Consider the following 17,413-nt stretch of genomic DNA (forward strand, 5'->3'; position numbering starts at 1 on the left):
GCGGGGGCCGGGCGGGACGCGTCCCGCCCGGCCCCCGCGTTCCGGCCGGATCCGGATCAGATCCTGCCGACGCCCGCGCCCGCGGTGACGGTGGCCTTCACCGCGCCGCCCGCCTCGGCGGTGTAGGGGTAGGGGACCGCCTTCACCGCGCCGGGGTTGCGCGTGACGGGCGTCCCGGAGTTGACGAGGTGGTTGCCCACGGCCCTGATGTTGCCGGGGTCGGACGAGCCCTCCTGGATCGAGGTGGGCTCCTCCACGTTCTCGAAGTAGTTGTTCTCGACGAGGACGCCCGCGTTCTCGGTGGACGCCGCGCCGTAGCCGCTGTTGTTGACGTAGTAGTTGTTGAACACGTGCACCGGGTTGGCGAAGCGCACCCGGGGGTGGCGCTGGGTGGTGCCGTCCAGCCAGTTGTGCACGTAGGTCACGCGCAGCTTGCCGGTGTCCTGGGAGGCGTTGCCGTCGGAGTGCCCGAGCAGCATCGACTTGTCCTGGTGGTGCAGGCGGTTCCACGACACCGTGACGAAGTCCGAGCCGCGCTTGATGTCGATCAGCCCGTCCCTGGCGTTCGACAGGTCGTTGTGGTCGATCCAGATGTTGGTGGAGCCGTCCTGGACGTTGATGGCGTCGTCGCCGGCCCCGGTGAAGGTCAGGTTGCGGATGACGACGTTGCGGACGGAGTCGAGGTCCAGCCCGCCGCCGGTGACGCGGCCGGAGGTGCCGACGCCGATGATGGTCTTGTTGGAGGCCACGTCCTGCATGCCCGACAGCGTGATCGTGCCGTTGACCCGGATGACGTAGGGACTGGCGGAGGTCGCGTACCTGACGAAGTCGGCCGCGTTGCCGACGGTCACCGTGGCGCCGCCCGCGCCTCCGGTGGTGCCGCCGTTCATGCTCGCGTAGCCGACGGGGGCGGACTCGGCGTTCGCCTGGACCATGGGAGCACGGATCTGCGCGGAGGCGCTCGGCAGGGCGGAGCCGGCCGCCGCGAGGGCGGCGAGGGCGAGCGTTCCGGCGGACAGAGAGGTCTTGATCACGGCGTTCTCCTTGTTTCCGCGCGTGGATCATGGGTGGGAGCGGCATGCCGTCGTGCGAGGAGGCCCGGAACCTCTTTGGAAAGCGCTTACCGAAACGCTAGACGGGATTCCCGGCGCGGCAAAGGGTTGTTTCAAGCAGTTTTCACGCGGCCGGGCGGCTCACGGCGTTCGTGGTCCATGTCGTAGGGCCACACCTGCGGGCGTCCTCGCCGGGCGCAACGCGCAGCCGCCACCGGTCGTCGGGCCAAGGTGTCCCCCGCCCGGCCGCCGGACCTAGCGGGCGAGCGGTTCGAGGGCGGGGCGCTTCGCCGTCACCGTGTCGCCGGAGGAGCGGCCCCGCAGGCGGCGGCCGACCCACGGGGCCAGGTACCCGCGCGCCCACCGCAGGTCGCGCAGCAGCTGCGCGCTGCGGCTCAGCTCGGGGAGCGGGCGCAGCCGCGGCTCGCGCCAGTCCTCGACGTCCGGGACCTTCAACGCCTCCAGCATCGCCAGCGCCACCCGCCGGTGCCCGGCCGGGGACATGTGGAGCCGGTCCTCGCCCCACATCCGCCAGTCGCGGAGGATGTCCATCGACCACTGGTCCACCACGTACGCGCCGTGGCGCGCGGCGATCTCCCGCAGGTGCCCGTTGAAGGCCATCACGCGGGAACGGGTGCGGCGGATGACCGCCGAGTCCGCCGGGTCCACGCCGGTGAACAGCACCACGTCGGCCCCGGTGGCGCGCACCTTCGCCACCGCCTCCTCCATGCGGGCCGCCAGCGCCTCCACGGTGACGCCGGGGCGCAGCAGGTCGTTGCCGCCGCCGGAGATCGACATCAGGTCGGGCTCCAGGGCGAGCGCGGCCGGAAGCTGGTCGTCGACGATCTGGTCGAGGAGCCTGCCGCGGATCGCCAGGTTGGCGTAGCCGAAGCCGGGGGCGCGCTCGGCGAGGAGCTCGGCGGCGCGGTCGGCCCATCCCCGGGGCGTGCCGTCGGGGTGGGTGTCACCGATGCCCTCGGTGAAGGAGTCTCCGATTGCCACATACCGCGTCCAAGCCATGTGTTCATGGTATTCAGGCTGGTCAGCAGTTTGTGACTTGGGGGTCAGTTGGGGACCGCGGCGGCACGGGCCCTCCGCACCGCGCCGCCGCGGAGTCTTCAGTCGCGCCGGACGGCCAGCACGCGGGCCAGCGCGGTCGCCGTGCGGTGCACCTCGGCGCAGGGCGCGATCCGCTCGCCCCAGCCGTAGAAGAACGACCAGGAGCGGTCGGTGTGGTCGAGCACGGCGATGACGGTCTCGTTCAGCCCGGTCAGCTCGGGGTTGGCGACGGTCGCCGACGGCCAGCGGTCGCCGAACGCGGCGATCTCGACGGCCCAGCCGCGCGCACGCAGCTCGTCGGTGAGCGATTCCAGGTGCCCGAGCGCCACCTCGGCCTCAGTGATCACCTGCGCGGACATGGGGTCCTCCAACGAGGGTGGGGTGGGAAAGACGTCCGCCGGGCGCGGCATCGTCGGCCGGTTCGGCCGTACGGCGCGGGTCCGGGGTACCGCCCCAGTGTTTCGGCGCGTGCTCCAGATCACAACCGGTTTGGAGGAGTTCGCAGGTCGGAGGGGGTGGGAAACGGCGAGGGCCCCGCGGGACGCGTCCCGCGGGGCCCTCGCCGTCCGGCGGATCAGTAGGAGGGCTGGCTCGGGTCGATCTGGTTGACCCAGGCCAGCACGCCGCCGCCGACGTGGACGGCGTCGGCGAACCCGGCGCTCTTCACCACGGCCAGGGCCTCGGCGGACCGCACGCCGGACTTGCAGTGCAGCACGATCTTCTTGTCCTGGGGCAGCCTCTCCAGCGCCGAGCCGTTGAGGAACTCGCCCTTGGGGATCAGCGTCGCGCCCGGGATCGAGACGATCTCGTACTCGTTGATCTCGCGGACGTCCACCAGGAAGATGTCGTCGCCCCGGTCCTGCATCGCCTTCAGGTCGTGCACGGAGATCGTGGAGTCCCGGACCGCCTCGGCGGCCTCGTCGGAGACCGCGCCGCAGAACGCGTCGTAGTCCTCCAGCAGCTCGGTCTGGGTCGGGTTCTTGCCGCACAGCGGGCACTCGGGGTCCTTGCGGACCTTGACCGACCGGTAGCTCATCTCCAGGGCGTCGTAGATCATCAGCCGGCCGACCAGCGGCTCCCCGATGCCGGTGATCAGCTTGATGGCCTCGTTCACCTGGATCGAGCCGATCGAGGCGCACAGCACGCCGAGCACGCCGCCCTCGGCGCACGAGGGCACCATGCCGGGCGGCGGGGGCTCGGGGTACAGGCAGCGGTAGCACGGCCCGTGCTCGGCCCAGAACACGCTGGCCTGGCCGTCGAACCGGTAGATCGACCCCCACACGTACGGCTTGCCGAGCAGCACCGCCGCGTCGTTGACCATGTAGCGGGTCGCGAAGTTGTCGGTGCCGTCGACGATCAGGTCGTACTGGGCGAAGATCTCCATCACGTTGTCGCGGTCGAGCGCGGTGTTGTGCACGACCACGTCGATCAACGGGTTGATCTCGCGCACGGTCGCGGCCGCCGACTCCGCCTTCGGCAGGCCCAGCGTGGCCTGCCGGTGGATGATCTGGCGCTGGAGGTTGGACTCGTCCACGACGTCGAAGTCGATGATGCCGAGGGTGCCCACACCGGCGGCGGCCAGGTACATCAGCGCCGGGGATCCGAGACCGCCCGCGCCCACGCACAGGACCTTGGCGTTCTTGAGGCGCTTCTGCCCGGCCATCCCGACGTCGGGGATGATCAGGTGCCGCGAGTAACGATTGACCTCGTCACGGGTGAGCTCCGCTGCGGGCTCGACCAGAGGTGGCAACGACACGGTGGGTGCTCCTGTGCTGACGCATCGGCGGGTACGGGGGCGGACGCCATCGTCCTTTCACGGCACAACCTTGCCATGCGCCTCCGCATTCCCCCAACGCGACCGCCCGCCGAACGCCCACGTCAGGCGGTGTGCGCGCATGAATCGCCGGGAACCGGGCATCGGGTGGCCGACCGAGGGAGGCGAGGGAGATGGGACTGCTGGACCGCTTCACGCGGGCGCGGGCCGGCCGCGGGGCCGCCCGCGGGGAACGCCGCCGCGTGCCGACGTTCTCGGAGATGCGGGCCCGGATGCGCACCGAGCGCGCCGAGGCGAAGCTGATGGAGACCGAGGCCCGCATCCACCGCGAGGCCGCCCGCATCCGCCATGACGTGCGCGCATCTCGTTGACGGCGGCCTGCATAGATCGGGATATGGCGGGCACGCCCAGGACTGTACGAACCTCGTACGAAGGAGGAGAGCATGAGCTTCCTCGACAAGATGAAGAACAAGCTCCAGATGGCCAAGGGCCGCGGCAAGGAGCAGGCCGGCCGGGACTCGCGCGACCCCTACATGGAGGCCGAGGGCCGCAAGGACCGCATGTCCGGCGGCGCCAAGCAGGTCGGCGAGCAGCTCAAGGACGCGGCCAAGGAAGCCCGGAGGACGATGAAGAAGTAGACCACAGCGTGTCCTCATGGTGACCCCGCGAAAAGGGCCCCTCTCCGGAGGGGCCCTTTTCGGTGTTCCGGACCGAACGGCCGGTGTCGGCCACGGCCGCGCCGCGCGGAAGGTGAGCACGCTCAAAGAATCGCGCCGCCCCGATCCGAGGTGGGATGAGGAGATCGTCCTCTCGCGAAAGGTGCCGCAGGTGGCGAACGTTCTGGAACAAGGCGGCGGACTCCGGTCGGCGGTGCGCACGCTCAACACCCGCTACCACAGGGCGGGGCTGGCCTTCTATCTGTTCATCGTCGTCGCGCACTGGGCCGAGCACGTTGCGCAGGCCGTCCAGATCTGGGTCCTCGGCTGGTCGCTGCCCGAGGCGCGCGGCGTGCTGGGGGTGCCGTTCCCGTGGCTGGTCACCTCGGAGTGGATGCACTACGGCTACGCGCTGATCATGCTGGTCGGGCTGGTCCTGCTGCTGCCCGGCTTCACCGGGCGGGCCCGCACCTGGTGGAAGATCTCCCTCGGCGTCCAGGTCTGGCACCACCTCGAACACCTGCTGCTGCTCCTGCAGGCGCTCTTCGGCGCCAACCTGGCGGGACGCGCCGCGCCGACCAGCATCATCCAGCTCCTGGTGCCGCGCGTGGAGCTGCACCTGTTCTACAACGCGCTCGTGTTCGCCCCCATGGTGGTGGCGATGTACCTGCACCGCAGGCCCAGCGCGGCCGAACGCGCCGCGATGAGGTGCGCGTGCGCCACCGTCCCCGAGCGCAGGCCCGTCGCCGAAGCGGCGTGATGACGCTCGACGGGGCGACGGCCGCGCGCGCGAAGGGCGTCTCGGCCTTCGGGATGCTGATGGCGGCGTTCGGGCTGCTGCTGGTGTACCTGGTGCTGCCCAACGCCGGGACCGTGCTGCGCGCGGCGCGGGCCGGGGAGGGAACGCCCGGCGTCTTCACCGCCCGCGAGCGGACCTGCATCCGCCATCCCGGGCACGAGGCGTGCACGCTGCGCGGGACGTTCCGGTCCGACGACGGGGCGGTGGTCCGCCCCGTCGTCGCCCTCCACGGCAGCGGCGACGGCCTGCGCGTGGGCGAGACGGCCCGGGCGCGCGACATCGGCCGTTCGAGCACGGTGTACCTGCCCGCCGGATCCCGAGAATGGATCATGAACCTGGCCCTGCTGTCCGTCGGCGGCCTGCTGGTCCTCGGCGGCGGCCTCCACCGCGTCCCCCGCCTCCTCCTGACCCGCCGCCGCTGAGACGCCTCCTCGGCTGCCTCGATCATTCAGGCGGCGTCCCACACGCCGGTGGGGGCGATCTCGGCCATAGCCAGCGAGGAACACAGCCGTGTGGCTCTCGGACCCGCTGATCCACCGGACACGGCCGGGGAGAAAAACGATCGCTTCGCCGATGCCGCCGTGAAACGGTTGTCACATGCCTCAACCGATCCTGCGCACCGAGCGTCTGCTGCTGGTGCCGCTGGCCGATCGGCACCTCGACCTGGAGGTTCACCTCGACTCCGACCCCGAGGTGCTGCGCTACCTCGACGCGAGGACGCCGACCAGGGACGAGGCGGTCGCAACGCATCGGCGGCGGATGGCCATGGCGGGCAAGGTGGACGGGCTGGGCTTCTGGATGGCGCACCTCTCCGCTGGAGGAGAGGAAGGCGAGTTCGTCGGGCTCATGATGCTGCCGCCCGCGCATGGTCCCGACCAGCCCGACGATCCCACCGTCTGCGATCTGGGGTACCGCCTCGTCCGCCGGCACTGGCGACAGGGCCTGGCCAGTGAAGCGTCCCGCGCCCTGCTGCGGCACGCCTTCGACACGGTCGGGCAGAGCCGTGTGATCGCGCAGACCATGGCCGCCAACGCCGGATCCAGAGGAGTGATGCGGGCCATCGGCATGCGGTACGTGCGCACGTACTACCCGCCGTTCGACGATCCGCTCCCGGACGCCCACCTCGGCGAGGTCGAGTACGAGATGACCCGCGCCATGTGGGAGCAGATGCGCTGAGACGGCGGCCCCCGACCCGCCCTGAAGGTTGTCCGGCAGGTCTTGCCCATGACGAGCGGCATGCCTGGACCTCCCGCAGAAGAACGAAGACCCATCGGACACGTCCTAGGAAGCCCCTTCGGCGACGATGCGGGCGACGAGATCGGCGACGCGGCCCAGGGGCGTCACTCCGTGGGCGGAGACGTAGAACCCGTCGGCCACGATCACACGGCACCGGGTGACCTCCGCGAACTGCCGCCGCTGCTCGGCGACTTTCAGCTGAGCGTCGCAGCCGCCGTGCACCCGCACGGCCCGGACCAGCGCCACCAGGGCGAGCCCCTCGACGACCTCGGGATCGATCACCGCGCCGCCCCGTTCAGGACGGCCCGGACGGCCTTGCCGCCGTTCGCCGCCGGACCCCATCCCAGGGAGACGCCGAGCGCCGTCAGCATCGCCAGACCGCGCCCGGACGTGCTGGTGAGATCGAACTCCCGGACGACGGGGAACGTCGGCGAGTCGTCCCACACCTCGATCACGGGACCGTCCTCCCCGAGGTAGGCCCAGACGCGCACCTCGGCGCTGTCGGTGTGCCGGATGACGTTGGTGACCAGCTCGGTGACGGCGAGCTCGGGAACGGTCGCCGCCACCCCCCCACGCCGCACACAGCTTCCCGAGCCAGACCCGAGCGTCCCGCAGACGTTCAGGATCGGCCGGAATCTTGAGCACGGCGCGCTCGCACATCTCGATCACCTCGAAATCCTGTGACTTACCGCACAGACTCCCGAACAGCGCGTAGCGTGACCAGGTGGAGCACCACCGCGCACCACAGACGCTCTTCGCTGGTTCAGCCGGTTCAAGTCCGCTTCCGCCCCCCCCGGAGAAGCGCATGGCAACGAGGCAACCGACGCCGCAGACCAAGGCGTTCGGCCAAGAGGTGTCCAGACTGCGCGAGGAGGCCGGGATCACCCGGTCGGAGCTGGCCTCCCGCGTTCCCATCAGCACGTCGTACGTGTCGCAGATCGAACGAGGGGTGACCCGGTGCCGCCGCGACATGGCCGAACGGCTCGACGCTGCCCTAGGGACCACGCCAGCCCTGGCGGAGGCGTGGAACCAGACGTTGAAGCGGGCCGCCTACCCCAAGTTCTTCCAGGACTACCCGGAGGCCGAGGCAACCGCGTCACTGCTGCGCGCATGGGTGGAGAACTTTGTGCTCGGCCTGTTCCAGACCGAGGCGTACATCCGGGCGCAAGGTGTCAGCGAGGATGTGTTTGACGGACGCCTGCGTCGCCAGCGCACCGTGCTGGAGCGAGAGAACCCTCCAACGATTGCGGTGGTGCTGTCTGAGACAGTTCTACTCCGGTCAGTCGGTGGGCCGCAGGTGATGAAAGCTCAATGTGAACGCCTGATGGAGGTGTCCGGCCTGCCCAACGTCATCCTTCAGGTGGCTCCGATCGCGTACTACCGCGGTGTGTCCGGGTCGTTCGTTCTCGCAACGCAGCAGGACGGACGGGACTTGCTGTACCTGGAAACCACTCCGGGGGGTGTCATCTCTAACGATCCTGCTGAGATTCTTCATGTGCAGAAGGTGTTTCCCACTCTTTCGGCTCGGGCCCTCGACCCGGAATCGAGCCGTAGGCACATCGAGAAGGTGATCAGCGAGCGATGGACATGAGGAACGCCACGTGGCGGAAGTCGTCCCGGTCGAACGACACGGGCGGTGAATGTGTGGAAGTGGCCGACCTCGGCGCGGCCGTCGGTGTGCGGGACAGCAAGGCTCCGGCCGCTGGTCACCTGTGCGTGGACCGGGCGTCCTTGCGCGTGCTGGTGTCGCGCATCAAGGCGTAGTCCCATGGCGGGTAGGACCCGTTCGAACGCTGTGTCTCCGGAAGGTGGTCAGCGAGCGATGGACATGAGGAACGCCACTTGGCGGAAGTCGAGCCACAGCGACGATCTGGGCGGCAACTGCGTCGAACTGGCGAATCTCGGCGACGCTGTCGGTGTGCGGGACAGCAAGGCTCCGGACGCCGGTCATCTGTCTGTGGATCGGGCGTCTCTACTCGCCCTGGTGTCGCGCATCAAGGCGTAGTCGTACGGCGGGAAGGCGCGGTGGCCGGGATGCCTCCATGCTCCCGGCCATCCGCGTACGCCGTCCCCCCGGAGCGGCGCCTCCGTGAAGGAGCAGGCCGTCACGCTACCGGTCCTGGGGGTGGCGGCAGGGGCGGTCGGTGACACTTCCGGGTACGTCCGGCTGTGTGGTGGATCGTGATGACCTGGTCGATACCGGTGACGGTCAGCGCCGATCGCACCTGTCCGGTGGGGTTGAGCAGCACCAGGCGGCCGCCGCCCCGGGTCATCCGCCGCCACCACGCCACCAGCAGCCCCAGCCCGGCCAGGCTGGCGAAGGTCAGGTGCGCCAGTTCCAGCGCCACCGATGCGCCCAGTACCCCTGCCACCGCACTGGACAGTTCGGCGTCCAGCAGACCGGTGGTGGCGTGGTCCAGCTCCCCGGCCAGGCCCACCACCAGCCATCCCTGCCGACGCTCCACCCGTACCGCCAGTCCTGGCGACTGGTTCCCCGCCACCCTGTCACCGCCTCCCGCCGCCGCCTTGTGCCGCGCACCTTGCCCACTTAACGCCCGATGGAACTAGGTCTCGTGACGCATTGGTGACCGAGCGCATTCCTGCCGCCGGACGCGACTTCTCGCGGCCGACCAACGCGCGCAGGTGGCCGCCGTGGCGGATCTCAAGGAGGGGACCGCGCCCAGGGACCTGCGGGCGATGGGCACCGACCCGTCGGCGCTCGCCCACGCCGCCCGGCAGGAGATCCACGGCGGCTGACCGGCACACGCCCCGCAGAGTCACGGTCGGGGCCGCGACTCTGCGGTGCGTCCAACACGGCCGGGGCGACACCTCCAGCGGGTCGTGGGCATGCCGCACGAACCCGTGCCGCCGGGCGCCTGGATGCGGAACGGTTGTCCTCGCGCGTTCCGACAGCGACCCTGTGGGAGTGGATGGAGTCTGGCGGAAGCCGTCTCGGTCGAGTGGCACCGGCGGCGAAAGCGTGGGGCGCGCATCAAGGCGTGGTCGTAGGGCGTGCAGGTCGTCGTGGCCACAGTCATGAGGGAACCCGGGCGGGTTCTGGTCGCTGGAGACTGGCACGGCAACACCGGTTGGGCGTGCAGTGTCATCCGGCGACTGCCCGAGTTGCTGCCCCGGGAGTCCCCCCGGATCGTGCTGCACTGTGGTGACTTCGGGATCTGGCCCGGTGCGGAGGGCGCGCGCTACCTGCGTGAGGTCGACCGCGCGCTCGCCGAGCACGACGCCGTGCTGTGGTTCGTCGACGGCAACCATGAGGACCACCCCCGGCTTGGGCGCGTGCCCCGCGTGGAGGGGCGGGGCCGGGTCGCCGAACGGGTCTGGCACCTGCCGCGCGGCCACCGCTGGAGGTGGCACGGCCGTACCTGGCTGGCGTTGGGCGGTGCGGTGTCGGTGGACCGGGCCCTGCGCCGGGAGGGCCTCGACTGGTGGCCCGGCGAGCAGATCACCGAACGGCAGGCCCTTCGGGTCGCCGCCGACGGTCCCGCCGACGTCATGCTCACCCACGACTGCCCGGCCCTGGTGGACCACGAGTTCGGCACGCCGCCCTCGTTCTGGGCCCGTGAGGACCTGGAGGCCGGCGATGTTCACCGGCGACGCCTCCAACGGGTCGTGGACGCCGTGCGGCCGGGTCACCTGATCCACGGCCACCTCCACCGCGCCTACCTGCGGACCGTGGACATGCCGCACGGGCCCGTGCGGGTCGCCGGGCTGGACTGCGACGGCCTGCCGGTGGGGAACTGGGCGGTGCTGGACGTGCCGACGATGGCCTGGCTCAAGATCCCGCTCGGGCCGAAGGGGCCCCACGAGGAGTGAGCGGACGCCCCCCGGGAGGACGGCACCATGCGGCGAAAGGGCGCAAATCCGATTAACCTTGGCGGTTGTGGCGTTCCTGCCCCCCGAACCCCGTCCCCCGGTCCCGCTCGCCGGTCCTCCCTACGGACCGCCCGCCGGGCCGGTGTCCGGCCCGCCCGCGCGCGGAACCGTCCTCGGCCTGCACTCCCGCCAGTGGATGGTCGTGGCGCTCGTGCTGGGCTGCTGCTACCTGGCGTTCAGCGCGGTCGGGATCGGCGGCGCGTGGGTGACGCTGAACCGCGAGCCGACCAACGCCGAGCTGCAGCGCGCCGCCAACGCCGAGGCCGCGCGCCGCTGGCAGGCCTGGCCCGCGGGACGGATCTTCCCCGAGCGGCTGGCGTACGAGGTGGACGGCGGGCGCAGCGAGTTCGCGTCGCGGCTGGGGATCTCCGGGGACTCCCGGTGCGAGAGCGGCGTGGACGTCGAGCTGGGGGCGGTGCTGCGCAGGCACGGGTGCCGGGCGGTGCTGCGGGCCACCTACGCCGACGCGTTGCAGGGCGTGGTGGTGACGGTCGGGGTGGCGGCGTTCCCCGATCCGTGGAAGGCGGACGCGGCGTTCCGGGAGATCCCGGCGTCGACGCGGTCCAAGGGCGGGCAGGGGGTGCGGCCCGCGCTGCGGGCGCTCGCGTTCCCCGGGACCGCGGCGGCGCGGTTCACCGACCTGGCGCGGCAGGACCGGACGTCGGACCGCGGCGGCCCGTACGTGGTGCTGACGGTGTCGGGCCAGGCCGACGGCCGCCCGGCGGCGGCGGTGCCGGAGGACCGGCCGGACGAGCCCTTCCTGCCGGCGCCGCAGCTGGCGCGGGCGGTCGCGAAGCCGCTGTCGGTGACGGCGCTGCCGGACTGTTCGAAACGTGAGTGGCGGTGCTGATGCGGGGCGCCTCGTTGGTGGGGGCGGTGGCGTTGGGCGCCGCCGCCGTGCTGGTGCCGGTGGGGTCCGCGGGCGCCGACGAGGTGCGGGACCGGCAGCGGCCGATGCTGCGGACGCTGGAGCTGGAGAACGCCTGGAAGACCACCAGGGGCGAGGGCGTGACCGTCGCCGTGGTGGACTCGGGGGTGGACGCGCGCCAGGCGGACCTGAAGGGCGTGGTCACCACCGGGCCGAACATGCTGTCGGCGATCGACGGCTCCGCGACGCCCACCCGGCAGCACGGCACGGGGATGGCGTCGCTGATCGCCGGGCGGGGGCACGGGCCCGGCGGCCGGAACGGCGTGATCGGTGTCGCGCCGGGGTCGCGGGTGCTGTCCATCCGGGCGATCGCCGAGCCCGAGGACGCCTCCTACCGGCTGTACCGGTCGTCCGGCCGCGCCGAGAACGCCGTGGCGCGCGGCATCCGGTACGCCGTGGACCACGGCGCGGACGTCATCAACCTGTCGCTCGGCAAGTACCGGGCGAACCCCGAGGAGCGCGAGGCGATCGCCTACGCCATCGGCAAGGGCGTGGTGGTCGTGGCCGCGGCGGGCAACGACGGCGACAACGAGCGCCGCCGCGACGACAAGGGGTTCACGCCGTTCTCCTATCCGGCCGGGTACCCGGGGGTCGTGGCGGTCGCGGCGACGCGGCCGTCGCACGGGCACGCGCCGTTCTCCAACCGCAACTACTCGGTGCTGGTGGCCGCGCCCGGCGACCGGGTGGTGACGGCGGGGCCGGGCGGGCAGTACTTCCTCGGCTCGGGGACCAGCCAGGCCAGCGCGGTCGTGGCGGGTGTGGCGGCGCTGATCCGGGCCAGGCACCGCAGGCTGCCGCCACCGCTGGTCGCGCAGGCGCTGATCGCCGGGTCGAGGTACGGGCCGAGCGGGGGCTACGACCCGGAGGTCGGGTTCGGCGAGGTGAACGCGGTGCGGGCGCTGGCCGCCGCCGACTCGCTGACCGCGCCGGGCCGGAGGGCCGCCGGGAAGGCCACCGGGCAGCGGTTCGGGACCGCCGCGCCCGAGCCGGTCGAGGTGATCGACCATCCGTTCTGGGTGCGGCCGGTGATCGGGGTCGTCGTGGTCGGCGGGGTCGCCGGGACGGCCGGGGCGGTGCTGGTCACGGTGCTGCTGGCGCGGCGCAACCCGCGCTCCCCGGAACCGCCGCGCCGGGAGACGCCCGTCGGGCCGCACCCCTGGTGACCCGCGGGTCGGCTACGCTCCGCAGCGTGCCGCGCGACGATCATCCTGCTTCCTCCCGGACCCGCACGGTCGTCGCCGCCGTGACCGCCGCGGGGTGCCTGGCGGTGCTGGGTGTCGCGGGGTGGCGGCTGACCGGGGAACTGGTCCGCGACCCGACGCCGGGGGAACGCGCCGCCGCGTCCGCCGCCGAGATCGCCGCCCGGTACCGGTCGTGGCCCGCGGGGCGGATCTTCCCCGAGCGGCTGCCGTACACGCTGGTCGGGGGCGCGGCCGAGACCGCGGCGCGGGTGGGGATCGATCCGGGGACCGGCTGCCCGGCGGCGGTGGATCCGCAGCTGAGCGGGACGTTGACGGTGCGGGGGTGCCGGGCGGCGCTGCGCGCCACGTACCTGGACCAGATGCAGGGGCTGGCGGCGACGGTCGGGGTCATGGCGTTCCCCGACGCGAACGCCGCCCGGGACGCCGCGCGGTGGTTCCCCGCCGGACGGCGCGGGCCGGGGCTGCGGGCGCTCCCGTTCCCGGGGTCGGTGGTGGCGCGGTTCGGGGACGCGGCGCGGCAGGCCTCGGCGGTCCGGCACGGCGGGCCGTACGTGGTGGCGGCGACGGTGGGGTACACCGACGGGCGCCCGGCGATCGGGGCGCGGCAGCAGCAGCGGGACCCGGCGGCGCTGGGGCCGCAACTGGCGGAGGGGGTCCTGCGGCGGCTCACCGCGCCGAAGGCCGTGCGCTGCGGTACGGCGGAGTGGGCGTGTTGAGGCGCTGGGGGATCCTGGCGGCGCTGGCGGTCGTGGTGCCGTTCGCGCCGCCCGCGCGCGCCGACACCGTGCGGGACGCGACGATGCCGGTGCTGGAGTCGCTGAACGTCCCGCGGGCGTGGACGCTCAGCCGGGGACGCGGGGTCACCGTGGCGGTGCTGGACTCCGGCGTCGACCCGACGCAGGCCGACCTGGTGGGCTCGGTGACGGTGGGACCCGACTACACGCGCGGCGCGAACCCGCCCGGTGTCGCGCCGAAACGGCTGCACGGCACGAACATGGCGTCCATCATCGCCGGTCACGGGCACGGGCCGGGCAACGCCGACGGGATGATGGGGGTGGCCCCGGAGGCGCGGCTGCTGGCGCTGCGGGTGATCCTGGACCGGGACGAGCCGGGGTTCGCGTCGTTCGGCGGGGACTCGCGGTACGAGGGCACGATCGCCCAGGGGATCCGGTACGCGGTGGACCACGGCGCCGACGTGATCAACCTGTCGCTCGGGCGGACCTACCCCACGCGCGCCGAACGCGAGGCCGTCGCCCACGCGATCCGGCGGGGCGTGGTGGTCGTGGCGGCGGCGGGCAACGGCGGCGCCGCGGGGAGGGCGCGGCGCGGCGGGCACGCGGTGTTCACGTACCCGGCGTCGTTCCCCGGGGTGATCTCGGTGGCGGCCGTGGACGCGCGGGGCGGGCACGCGGGGTTCTCGAACCGGAACTCGGCGGTGGTGGTGTCGGCCCCCGGCGTGCGGATCGTCGGGGCCGGACCGGGGGACCGGTACTGGGTGGGGGACGGGACGAGCCCGGCGACGGCGTTCGTGTCGGGGGTGGCGGCGCTGATCCGCTCCCGGCATCCCGGGCTGCCGCCCGCGCTGGTCACCCAGGCCGTCACGGCGAGCGCGCAGCGGCGCCCGCCCGGCGGCTACGACCTGGGCGTGGGCTTCGGCCGGGTGGACGCGTACGCGGCGCTGCGGGAGGCCGCCCGCCTGGCCGGGGCGCGCGCCGAGGGCCTCGGCCTGCCGGGGGAACGTCGCTTCACCGGCGAGGAGCCCGAGCCGGTCCGGGTCGTGCGCCGCGACCGGGGCCTGATCACCGCCTACGCCGTCGCCTGCCTGATCGCCGGGACGGGCCTGGCGACCGCCCTGACGATCCTGGCCAGGGCACGCCGATCCGGCAGGTGACCCCGACCGGACCGGCGCGGGCGGGGTTCCGCCGTCCCCCGGCCGAGACCCGGGGTCCGGAGGACGGCGGAGGCCGGGAGGGTCAGGACGCCGTTCCGGCCGGGCGGGTCGGCGCCTCCACCGGATGCGGCGCCCCGGCGTCGGCGACCACGACCGGGCGGCGGCGCAGGTGGTGGAAGACCAGGTTCAGCACGAGGGCGGTGACGCTGCCCGCGCTGATGCCCGAGTGCAGCACCACCACCGCCCAGTCGGGGAAGCGGTCGTAGAACGTCGGCACGCACACCGGGATCAGGCCGATGCCGAGGGACGCCGCGACGATGACGGTGTTGGCGTTGTCGGCGAAGTCGACCTGCGTCAGGGTGCGGACGCCGCCCGCCGCGACCGTCCCGAACATCACGATCGCCGCGCCGCCCAGCACCGGGGCCGGGATCGCCGCGACCACCGCGCCCGCCACCGGGAACAGGCCCAGCACGACCAGGATGCCGCCCGAGCACGCCACCACCCAGCGGCTCTTGACGCCGGTCAGCCCGACCAGGCCGACGTTCTGCGCGAACGCCGTCTGCGGGAACGCGTTGCACACCCCGGCCAGCGCGGTCGAGGCGGCGTCGGCGCGCAGGCCGTCGGTGAGGCGGCGGGAGTCGACGGGACGTTCGGTGATCTCGGCGACGGCCAGGATGTCGCCGGTCGTCTCGGTCATCGCGACCAGCATCACCACGACCATCGCCACGATCGCCGCCAGCTCGAACGTCGGCGCCCCGAAGTGCAGTGGGGCGGCCGCCCCGGACCATCCGGCGTCGGCCACCCCCGAGAAGTCCGCCCGGCCCAGCGGGACCGCGACCAGCGTCCCGGCCACGATGCCGAGCAGCACGCTCGCGCGGCACAGGAAGCCGCTGGAGATCCGTTGCAGCGCCAGCACCGCGACGGTGACGCCGCCCGCCAGCGCGATGTCGACCGGGTCGCCGAAGCCGGGGGAGCCCGCGCCGCCCGCGGCCCACCGCACCGCGACCGGCATCAGCGACACCCCGATCAGCAGGATGATCGTCCCGGTGACGACCGGTGGGAAGAACCGCAGCAGCCGTCCGAACAGCGGCGCGACCGCCACCGCCGCCAGCCCCGCGACGATCACCGCGCCGTAGACGGCGGGCAGGCCGCCCCCGGCGGTGGCGATGGCGACCATCGGGGAGGCCGCCGCGAACGTCACCCCCTGCATCAGCGGCAGCCGCACCCCGAACCGCCACACGCCCACGCACTGGACCAGCGTGGCGATCCCGGAGACCAGCAGTCCGGCGTTGATGAGCAGCGCCATGTCGCGGGGCGGCAGGCGGACGGCCTGCCCGAGGATCAGCGGGACGGCGATCGCCCCGGCGTACATGGCGACGACGTGCTGCAGGCCGAAGGCGAGGAGCTGCCGCGTCGGCGGGACCTCGTCGACGGGATGGCGGGGTGGGCGGGGAACGGGTGTGCGGGCCGTGCGGGCCATGCGGCCACCTCCATGCCGTTGCCGGTTTGGAGTATGGAAACCCGCCGTCCGTGCGTTCGTCAGCGGAGGAAGCTCCGGAAACGAGCGCATGACCGGGGCGTAACTCCGTACTTCCGTACAAGAAGTTCGTTTCGTACCGTGGGGCCGTGGTCATCAACGATCTGCTCCAGGACCCCGAACTGGGGCTGCGCCCGCTCGCCTGGGCGGAACGGCTGGACCGGCGGCTCTCCGGCGTGTTCGTCACCGACCTGCCCGATCCCACGCCCTATCTGACCGGCGGCGAACTGGTGCTGACCGGTCTGATGTGGAGGCGCGGCCCCTACGACTCCGACCCGTTCGTGTCCGGGCTGGCCGGGCGCGGCGTGACCGCGCTGGCCGCCGGGGAGGCCGTCGTCCCGGTGCCGGACGACCTGGTGGAGGCGTGCGAGCGGCACGAGCTGCCGCTGGTCGCGGTGCCCCGCCACACCCCGCTGTCGGCGCTCATGCAGATCGTGCTGCGCCGGCTCGACCTGGAGCGGAACGGCGCCGCCCCGCCGCTCGGCACGCACCGGGGACTGCTGGGACGGCTGCCGGAGGACGTGCGGCGGACGTTCCGCCACCAGGTCCTCGGGCAGATCGCCGAGTACGACCGGCGCTCCCACAGCGACCTGCTGGGGACACTCCAGGTGTTCCTGGAGTGCTCGGGGTCGTGGACGGTGTGCGCGCGGCGGCTGCACATGCACGTCAACACGCTGCGGTACCGCATCAACCGGATCGAGGAGCTGACCGGACGGGACCTGTCGTCGCTGGAGGACCGGGTGGACCTGCTGCTGGCGCTGCGGTCCTGAGCGAGAATCGGCGGCGTGGAACCAGAGGAGATGGGACCCGAGGAGTACGTCGAGGCCGTCCTGGACGCGGTCGAGGGCATCCCGCCCGGCCGCGTCCTGTCCTACGGCGACGTGGCGGAGCTGGTCGGCGCGGGCGGGCCGCGCCAGGTGGGCCGGGTGATGTCGCTGCACGGCGGCGCCGTCCCGTGGTGGCGGGTGATCCGCGCCGACGGGAGCCCCCCGCCCGGCCACGAGATCCGGGCGCTGGAGGAGTACCGCGTGGAGGGGACCCCGCTGCGCCCGGACGGCCGCCGCGTGGACATGCGCCGCGCCCGCTGGGACGGCCGCTGACCCGCGACGCCGGAGACGCGTGTCACCCGGGTGTCACGCGGCGCGCACGGGCGCGGGACATCCCGTCCTCACCGCGAGGGCCCCGTGAGGACCGCCGGACTGCTGGACGGCGTGCGCCCGTCGGCTGAACCCGCACGTCAACACGTTGCGTTACCGGACGCGACGGGATGGACGCGTTCCTCGCCCTCCGCGCCTGATCCTTACTTCCCGTAGGATTCGCAGGTCACCGGCGTCTCTTATGCGACATGCGAGAGATGTGGTCCGAGCAGCCCCGATGATCTGCTGAAA

At 72.7% G+C, this 17,413-nt stretch carries 23 protein-coding genes; 15 read left to right on the plus strand and 8 right to left on the minus strand.

Features of this window, described 5'->3' with window-relative positions; translation table 11 throughout:
* Positions 1–56: 56 nt before the first annotated feature.
* The 4 genes from HNR61_RS02055 to moeZ form a co-directional block, all read right to left on the minus strand.
* On the minus strand, positions 57–1,034 hold the full coding sequence (locus HNR61_RS02055) for a pectate lyase family protein (protein WP_312897726.1): 978 nt from the start codon (positions 1,032–1,034) through the stop codon (positions 57–59).
* A 273-nt stretch (positions 1,035–1,307) separates the two neighbouring features.
* On the minus strand, positions 1,308–2,072 hold the full coding sequence (locus HNR61_RS02060; protein ID WP_182841392.1) for an SGNH/GDSL hydrolase family protein: 765 nt from the start codon (positions 2,070–2,072) through the stop codon (positions 1,308–1,310).
* A 98-nt stretch (positions 2,073–2,170) separates the two neighbouring features.
* Positions 2,171–2,470 carry a hypothetical protein gene (locus HNR61_RS02065; protein WP_182841393.1) on the minus strand — a complete coding sequence of 100 codons (300 nt, stop codon included), beginning with the start codon at positions 2,468–2,470 and terminating at the stop codon, positions 2,171–2,173.
* Between the two features lie 215 nt (positions 2,471–2,685).
* Positions 2,686–3,867, minus strand: coding sequence for an adenylyltransferase/sulfurtransferase MoeZ (gene moeZ, locus HNR61_RS02070; protein ID WP_182841394.1), 1,182 nt, complete (start codon positions 3,865–3,867; stop codon positions 2,686–2,688).
* 191 nt (positions 3,868–4,058) lie between these two features.
* Here moeZ and HNR61_RS02075 point away from each other — a divergent pair, with 191 nt between their 5' ends.
* The 5 genes from HNR61_RS02075 to HNR61_RS02095 all read left to right on the plus strand — a co-directional run bounded on the left by HNR61_RS02075 (position 4,059) and on the right by HNR61_RS02095 (position 6,516).
* Complete coding sequence (locus tag HNR61_RS02075; protein ID WP_182841395.1) at positions 4,059–4,256, plus strand: hypothetical protein; 198 nt, start codon at positions 4,059–4,061, stop codon at positions 4,254–4,256.
* A gap of 72 nt (positions 4,257–4,328) precedes the next feature.
* Positions 4,329–4,523, plus strand: a complete 195-nt coding sequence (locus tag HNR61_RS02080) for a CsbD family protein (protein ID WP_067812616.1) — start codon at positions 4,329–4,331, stop codon at positions 4,521–4,523.
* A gap of 190 nt (positions 4,524–4,713) precedes the next feature.
* On the plus strand, positions 4,714–5,301 hold the full coding sequence (locus HNR61_RS02085) for a hypothetical protein (protein ID WP_182841396.1): 588 nt from the start codon (positions 4,714–4,716) through the stop codon (positions 5,299–5,301).
* Positions 5,301–5,762 (plus strand): hypothetical protein, encoded by a 462-nt coding sequence (locus tag HNR61_RS02090; RefSeq protein WP_182841397.1) that lies wholly within the window; start codon positions 5,301–5,303, stop codon positions 5,760–5,762. The genes HNR61_RS02085 and HNR61_RS02090 overlap by 1 nt, the downstream gene beginning before the upstream one ends.
* A gap of 175 nt (positions 5,763–5,937) precedes the next feature.
* The gene (locus tag HNR61_RS02095) at positions 5,938–6,516 is read left to right on the plus strand and encodes a GNAT family N-acetyltransferase (RefSeq protein WP_182841398.1); all 579 of its coding nucleotides are present in this window, start codon (positions 5,938–5,940) and stop codon (positions 6,514–6,516) included.
* 105 nt (positions 6,517–6,621) lie between these two features.
* On the opposite strand, the gene HNR61_RS02100 is transcribed toward HNR61_RS02095, so the two are convergent.
* Together HNR61_RS02100 and HNR61_RS02105 are read right to left on the minus strand one after the other, a co-directional pair.
* The gene (locus HNR61_RS02100; RefSeq protein ID WP_182841399.1) at positions 6,622–6,858 is read right to left on the minus strand and encodes a hypothetical protein; all 237 of its coding nucleotides are present in this window, start codon (positions 6,856–6,858) and stop codon (positions 6,622–6,624) included.
* On the minus strand, positions 6,855–7,157 hold the full coding sequence (locus tag HNR61_RS02105) for an ATP-binding protein (RefSeq protein ID WP_182841400.1): 303 nt from the start codon (positions 7,155–7,157) through the stop codon (positions 6,855–6,857). The genes HNR61_RS02100 and HNR61_RS02105 overlap by 4 nt, the downstream gene beginning before the upstream one ends.
* Positions 7,158–7,381: 224 nt before the next feature.
* On the opposite strand from HNR61_RS02105, the gene HNR61_RS02110 reads away from it, so the two are divergent.
* The 3 genes from HNR61_RS02110 to HNR61_RS02120 are packed head-to-tail and all read left to right on the plus strand — an operon-like array spanning position 7,382 to position 8,581.
* Positions 7,382–8,167 (plus strand): helix-turn-helix domain-containing protein, encoded by a 786-nt coding sequence (locus HNR61_RS02110; protein WP_182841401.1) that lies wholly within the window; start codon positions 7,382–7,384, stop codon positions 8,165–8,167.
* The gene (locus HNR61_RS02115; RefSeq protein ID WP_182842231.1) at positions 8,164–8,340 is read left to right on the plus strand and encodes a DUF397 domain-containing protein; all 177 of its coding nucleotides are present in this window, start codon (positions 8,164–8,166) and stop codon (positions 8,338–8,340) included. The genes HNR61_RS02110 and HNR61_RS02115 overlap by 4 nt, the downstream gene beginning before the upstream one ends.
* A gap of 58 nt (positions 8,341–8,398) precedes the next feature.
* Positions 8,399–8,581 (plus strand): DUF397 domain-containing protein, encoded by a 183-nt coding sequence (locus HNR61_RS02120; protein WP_220508858.1) that lies wholly within the window; start codon positions 8,399–8,401, stop codon positions 8,579–8,581.
* A 100-nt stretch (positions 8,582–8,681) separates the two neighbouring features.
* On the opposite strand, the gene HNR61_RS02125 is transcribed toward HNR61_RS02120, so the two are convergent.
* Positions 8,682–9,041 carry an STAS domain-containing protein gene (locus tag HNR61_RS02125; protein ID WP_182841402.1) on the minus strand — a complete coding sequence of 120 codons (360 nt, stop codon included), beginning with the start codon at positions 9,039–9,041 and terminating at the stop codon, positions 8,682–8,684.
* Between the two features lie 571 nt (positions 9,042–9,612).
* On the opposite strand from HNR61_RS02125, the gene HNR61_RS02130 reads away from it, so the two are divergent.
* The 5 genes from HNR61_RS02130 to HNR61_RS02150 all read left to right on the plus strand — a co-directional run bounded on the left by HNR61_RS02130 (position 9,613) and on the right by HNR61_RS02150 (position 14,488).
* A complete protein-coding gene (locus HNR61_RS02130; protein ID WP_182841403.1) occupies positions 9,613–10,407 on the plus strand; it encodes a metallophosphoesterase family protein in 795 nt (264 codons plus the stop codon).
* A gap of 67 nt (positions 10,408–10,474) precedes the next feature.
* On the plus strand, positions 10,475–11,317 hold the full coding sequence (locus HNR61_RS02135; RefSeq protein ID WP_182841404.1) for a hypothetical protein: 843 nt from the start codon (positions 10,475–10,477) through the stop codon (positions 11,315–11,317).
* Positions 11,305–12,558, plus strand: coding sequence for a S8 family serine peptidase (locus HNR61_RS02140; RefSeq protein ID WP_312897727.1), 1,254 nt, complete (start codon positions 11,305–11,307; stop codon positions 12,556–12,558). Before HNR61_RS02135 ends, HNR61_RS02140 begins: the two co-directional genes overlap by 13 nt.
* Positions 12,559–12,584: 26 nt before the next feature.
* Entirely contained in the window at positions 12,585–13,313 is a 729-nt protein-coding gene (locus HNR61_RS02145; protein WP_182841405.1) for a hypothetical protein, read from the plus strand.
* Positions 13,307–14,488 carry a S8 family serine peptidase gene (locus HNR61_RS02150; protein ID WP_312897728.1) on the plus strand — a complete coding sequence of 394 codons (1,182 nt, stop codon included), beginning with the start codon at positions 13,307–13,309 and terminating at the stop codon, positions 14,486–14,488. Before HNR61_RS02145 ends, HNR61_RS02150 begins: the two co-directional genes overlap by 7 nt.
* Positions 14,489–14,570: 82 nt before the next feature.
* Here HNR61_RS02150 and HNR61_RS02155 read toward each other — a convergent pair whose 3' ends face one another.
* A complete protein-coding gene (locus tag HNR61_RS02155) occupies positions 14,571–15,968 on the minus strand; it encodes a nucleobase:cation symporter-2 family protein (RefSeq protein WP_182841406.1) in 1,398 nt (465 codons plus the stop codon).
* Between the two features lie 146 nt (positions 15,969–16,114).
* On the opposite strand from HNR61_RS02155, the gene HNR61_RS02160 reads away from it, so the two are divergent.
* Together HNR61_RS02160 and HNR61_RS02165 are read left to right on the plus strand one after the other, a co-directional pair.
* Positions 16,115–16,795 carry a PucR family transcriptional regulator gene (locus HNR61_RS02160; protein WP_182841407.1) on the plus strand — a complete coding sequence of 227 codons (681 nt, stop codon included), beginning with the start codon at positions 16,115–16,117 and terminating at the stop codon, positions 16,793–16,795.
* A 30-nt stretch (positions 16,796–16,825) separates the two neighbouring features.
* A complete protein-coding gene (locus HNR61_RS02165) occupies positions 16,826–17,125 on the plus strand; it encodes an MGMT family protein (RefSeq protein WP_067812627.1) in 300 nt (99 codons plus the stop codon).
* The last annotated feature ends 288 nt before the right edge of the window (positions 17,126–17,413 follow it).

The sequence above is a fragment of the Actinomadura kijaniata genome (assembly GCF_014138665.1).
In the GTDB taxonomy this organism is placed as follows: domain Bacteria; phylum Actinomycetota; class Actinomycetes; order Streptosporangiales; family Streptosporangiaceae; genus Spirillospora; species Spirillospora kijaniata.

Coding starts and splice junctions, on each gene's coding strand:
- HNR61_RS02060 (WP_182841392.1), bottom strand. CDS start 2,072: ATGGCTTGGACGCGGTATGTGGCAATCGGAGACTCCTTCACCGAGGGC.
- HNR61_RS02065 (WP_182841393.1), bottom strand. CDS start 2,470: ATGTCCGCGCAGGTGATCACTGAGGCCGAGGTGGCGCTCGGGCACCTG.
- HNR61_RS02075 (WP_182841395.1), top strand. CDS start 4,059: ATGGGACTGCTGGACCGCTTCACGCGGGCGCGGGCCGGCCGCGGGGCC.
- HNR61_RS02080 (WP_067812616.1), top strand. CDS start 4,329: ATGAGCTTCCTCGACAAGATGAAGAACAAGCTCCAGATGGCCAAGGGC.
- HNR61_RS02090 (WP_182841397.1), top strand. CDS start 5,301: ATGACGCTCGACGGGGCGACGGCCGCGCGCGCGAAGGGCGTCTCGGCC.
- HNR61_RS02095 (WP_182841398.1), top strand. CDS start 5,938: ATGCCTCAACCGATCCTGCGCACCGAGCGTCTGCTGCTGGTGCCGCTG.
- HNR61_RS02110 (WP_182841401.1), top strand. CDS start 7,382: ATGGCAACGAGGCAACCGACGCCGCAGACCAAGGCGTTCGGCCAAGAG.
- HNR61_RS02115 (WP_182842231.1), top strand. CDS start 8,164: ATGAGGAACGCCACGTGGCGGAAGTCGTCCCGGTCGAACGACACGGGC.
- HNR61_RS02120 (WP_220508858.1), top strand. CDS start 8,399: ATGGACATGAGGAACGCCACTTGGCGGAAGTCGAGCCACAGCGACGAT.
- HNR61_RS02130 (WP_182841403.1), top strand. CDS start 9,613: ATGAGGGAACCCGGGCGGGTTCTGGTCGCTGGAGACTGGCACGGCAAC.
- HNR61_RS02155 (WP_182841406.1), bottom strand. CDS start 15,968: ATGGCCCGCACGGCCCGCACACCCGTTCCCCGCCCACCCCGCCATCCC.
- HNR61_RS02165 (WP_067812627.1), top strand. CDS start 16,826: ATGGGACCCGAGGAGTACGTCGAGGCCGTCCTGGACGCGGTCGAGGGC.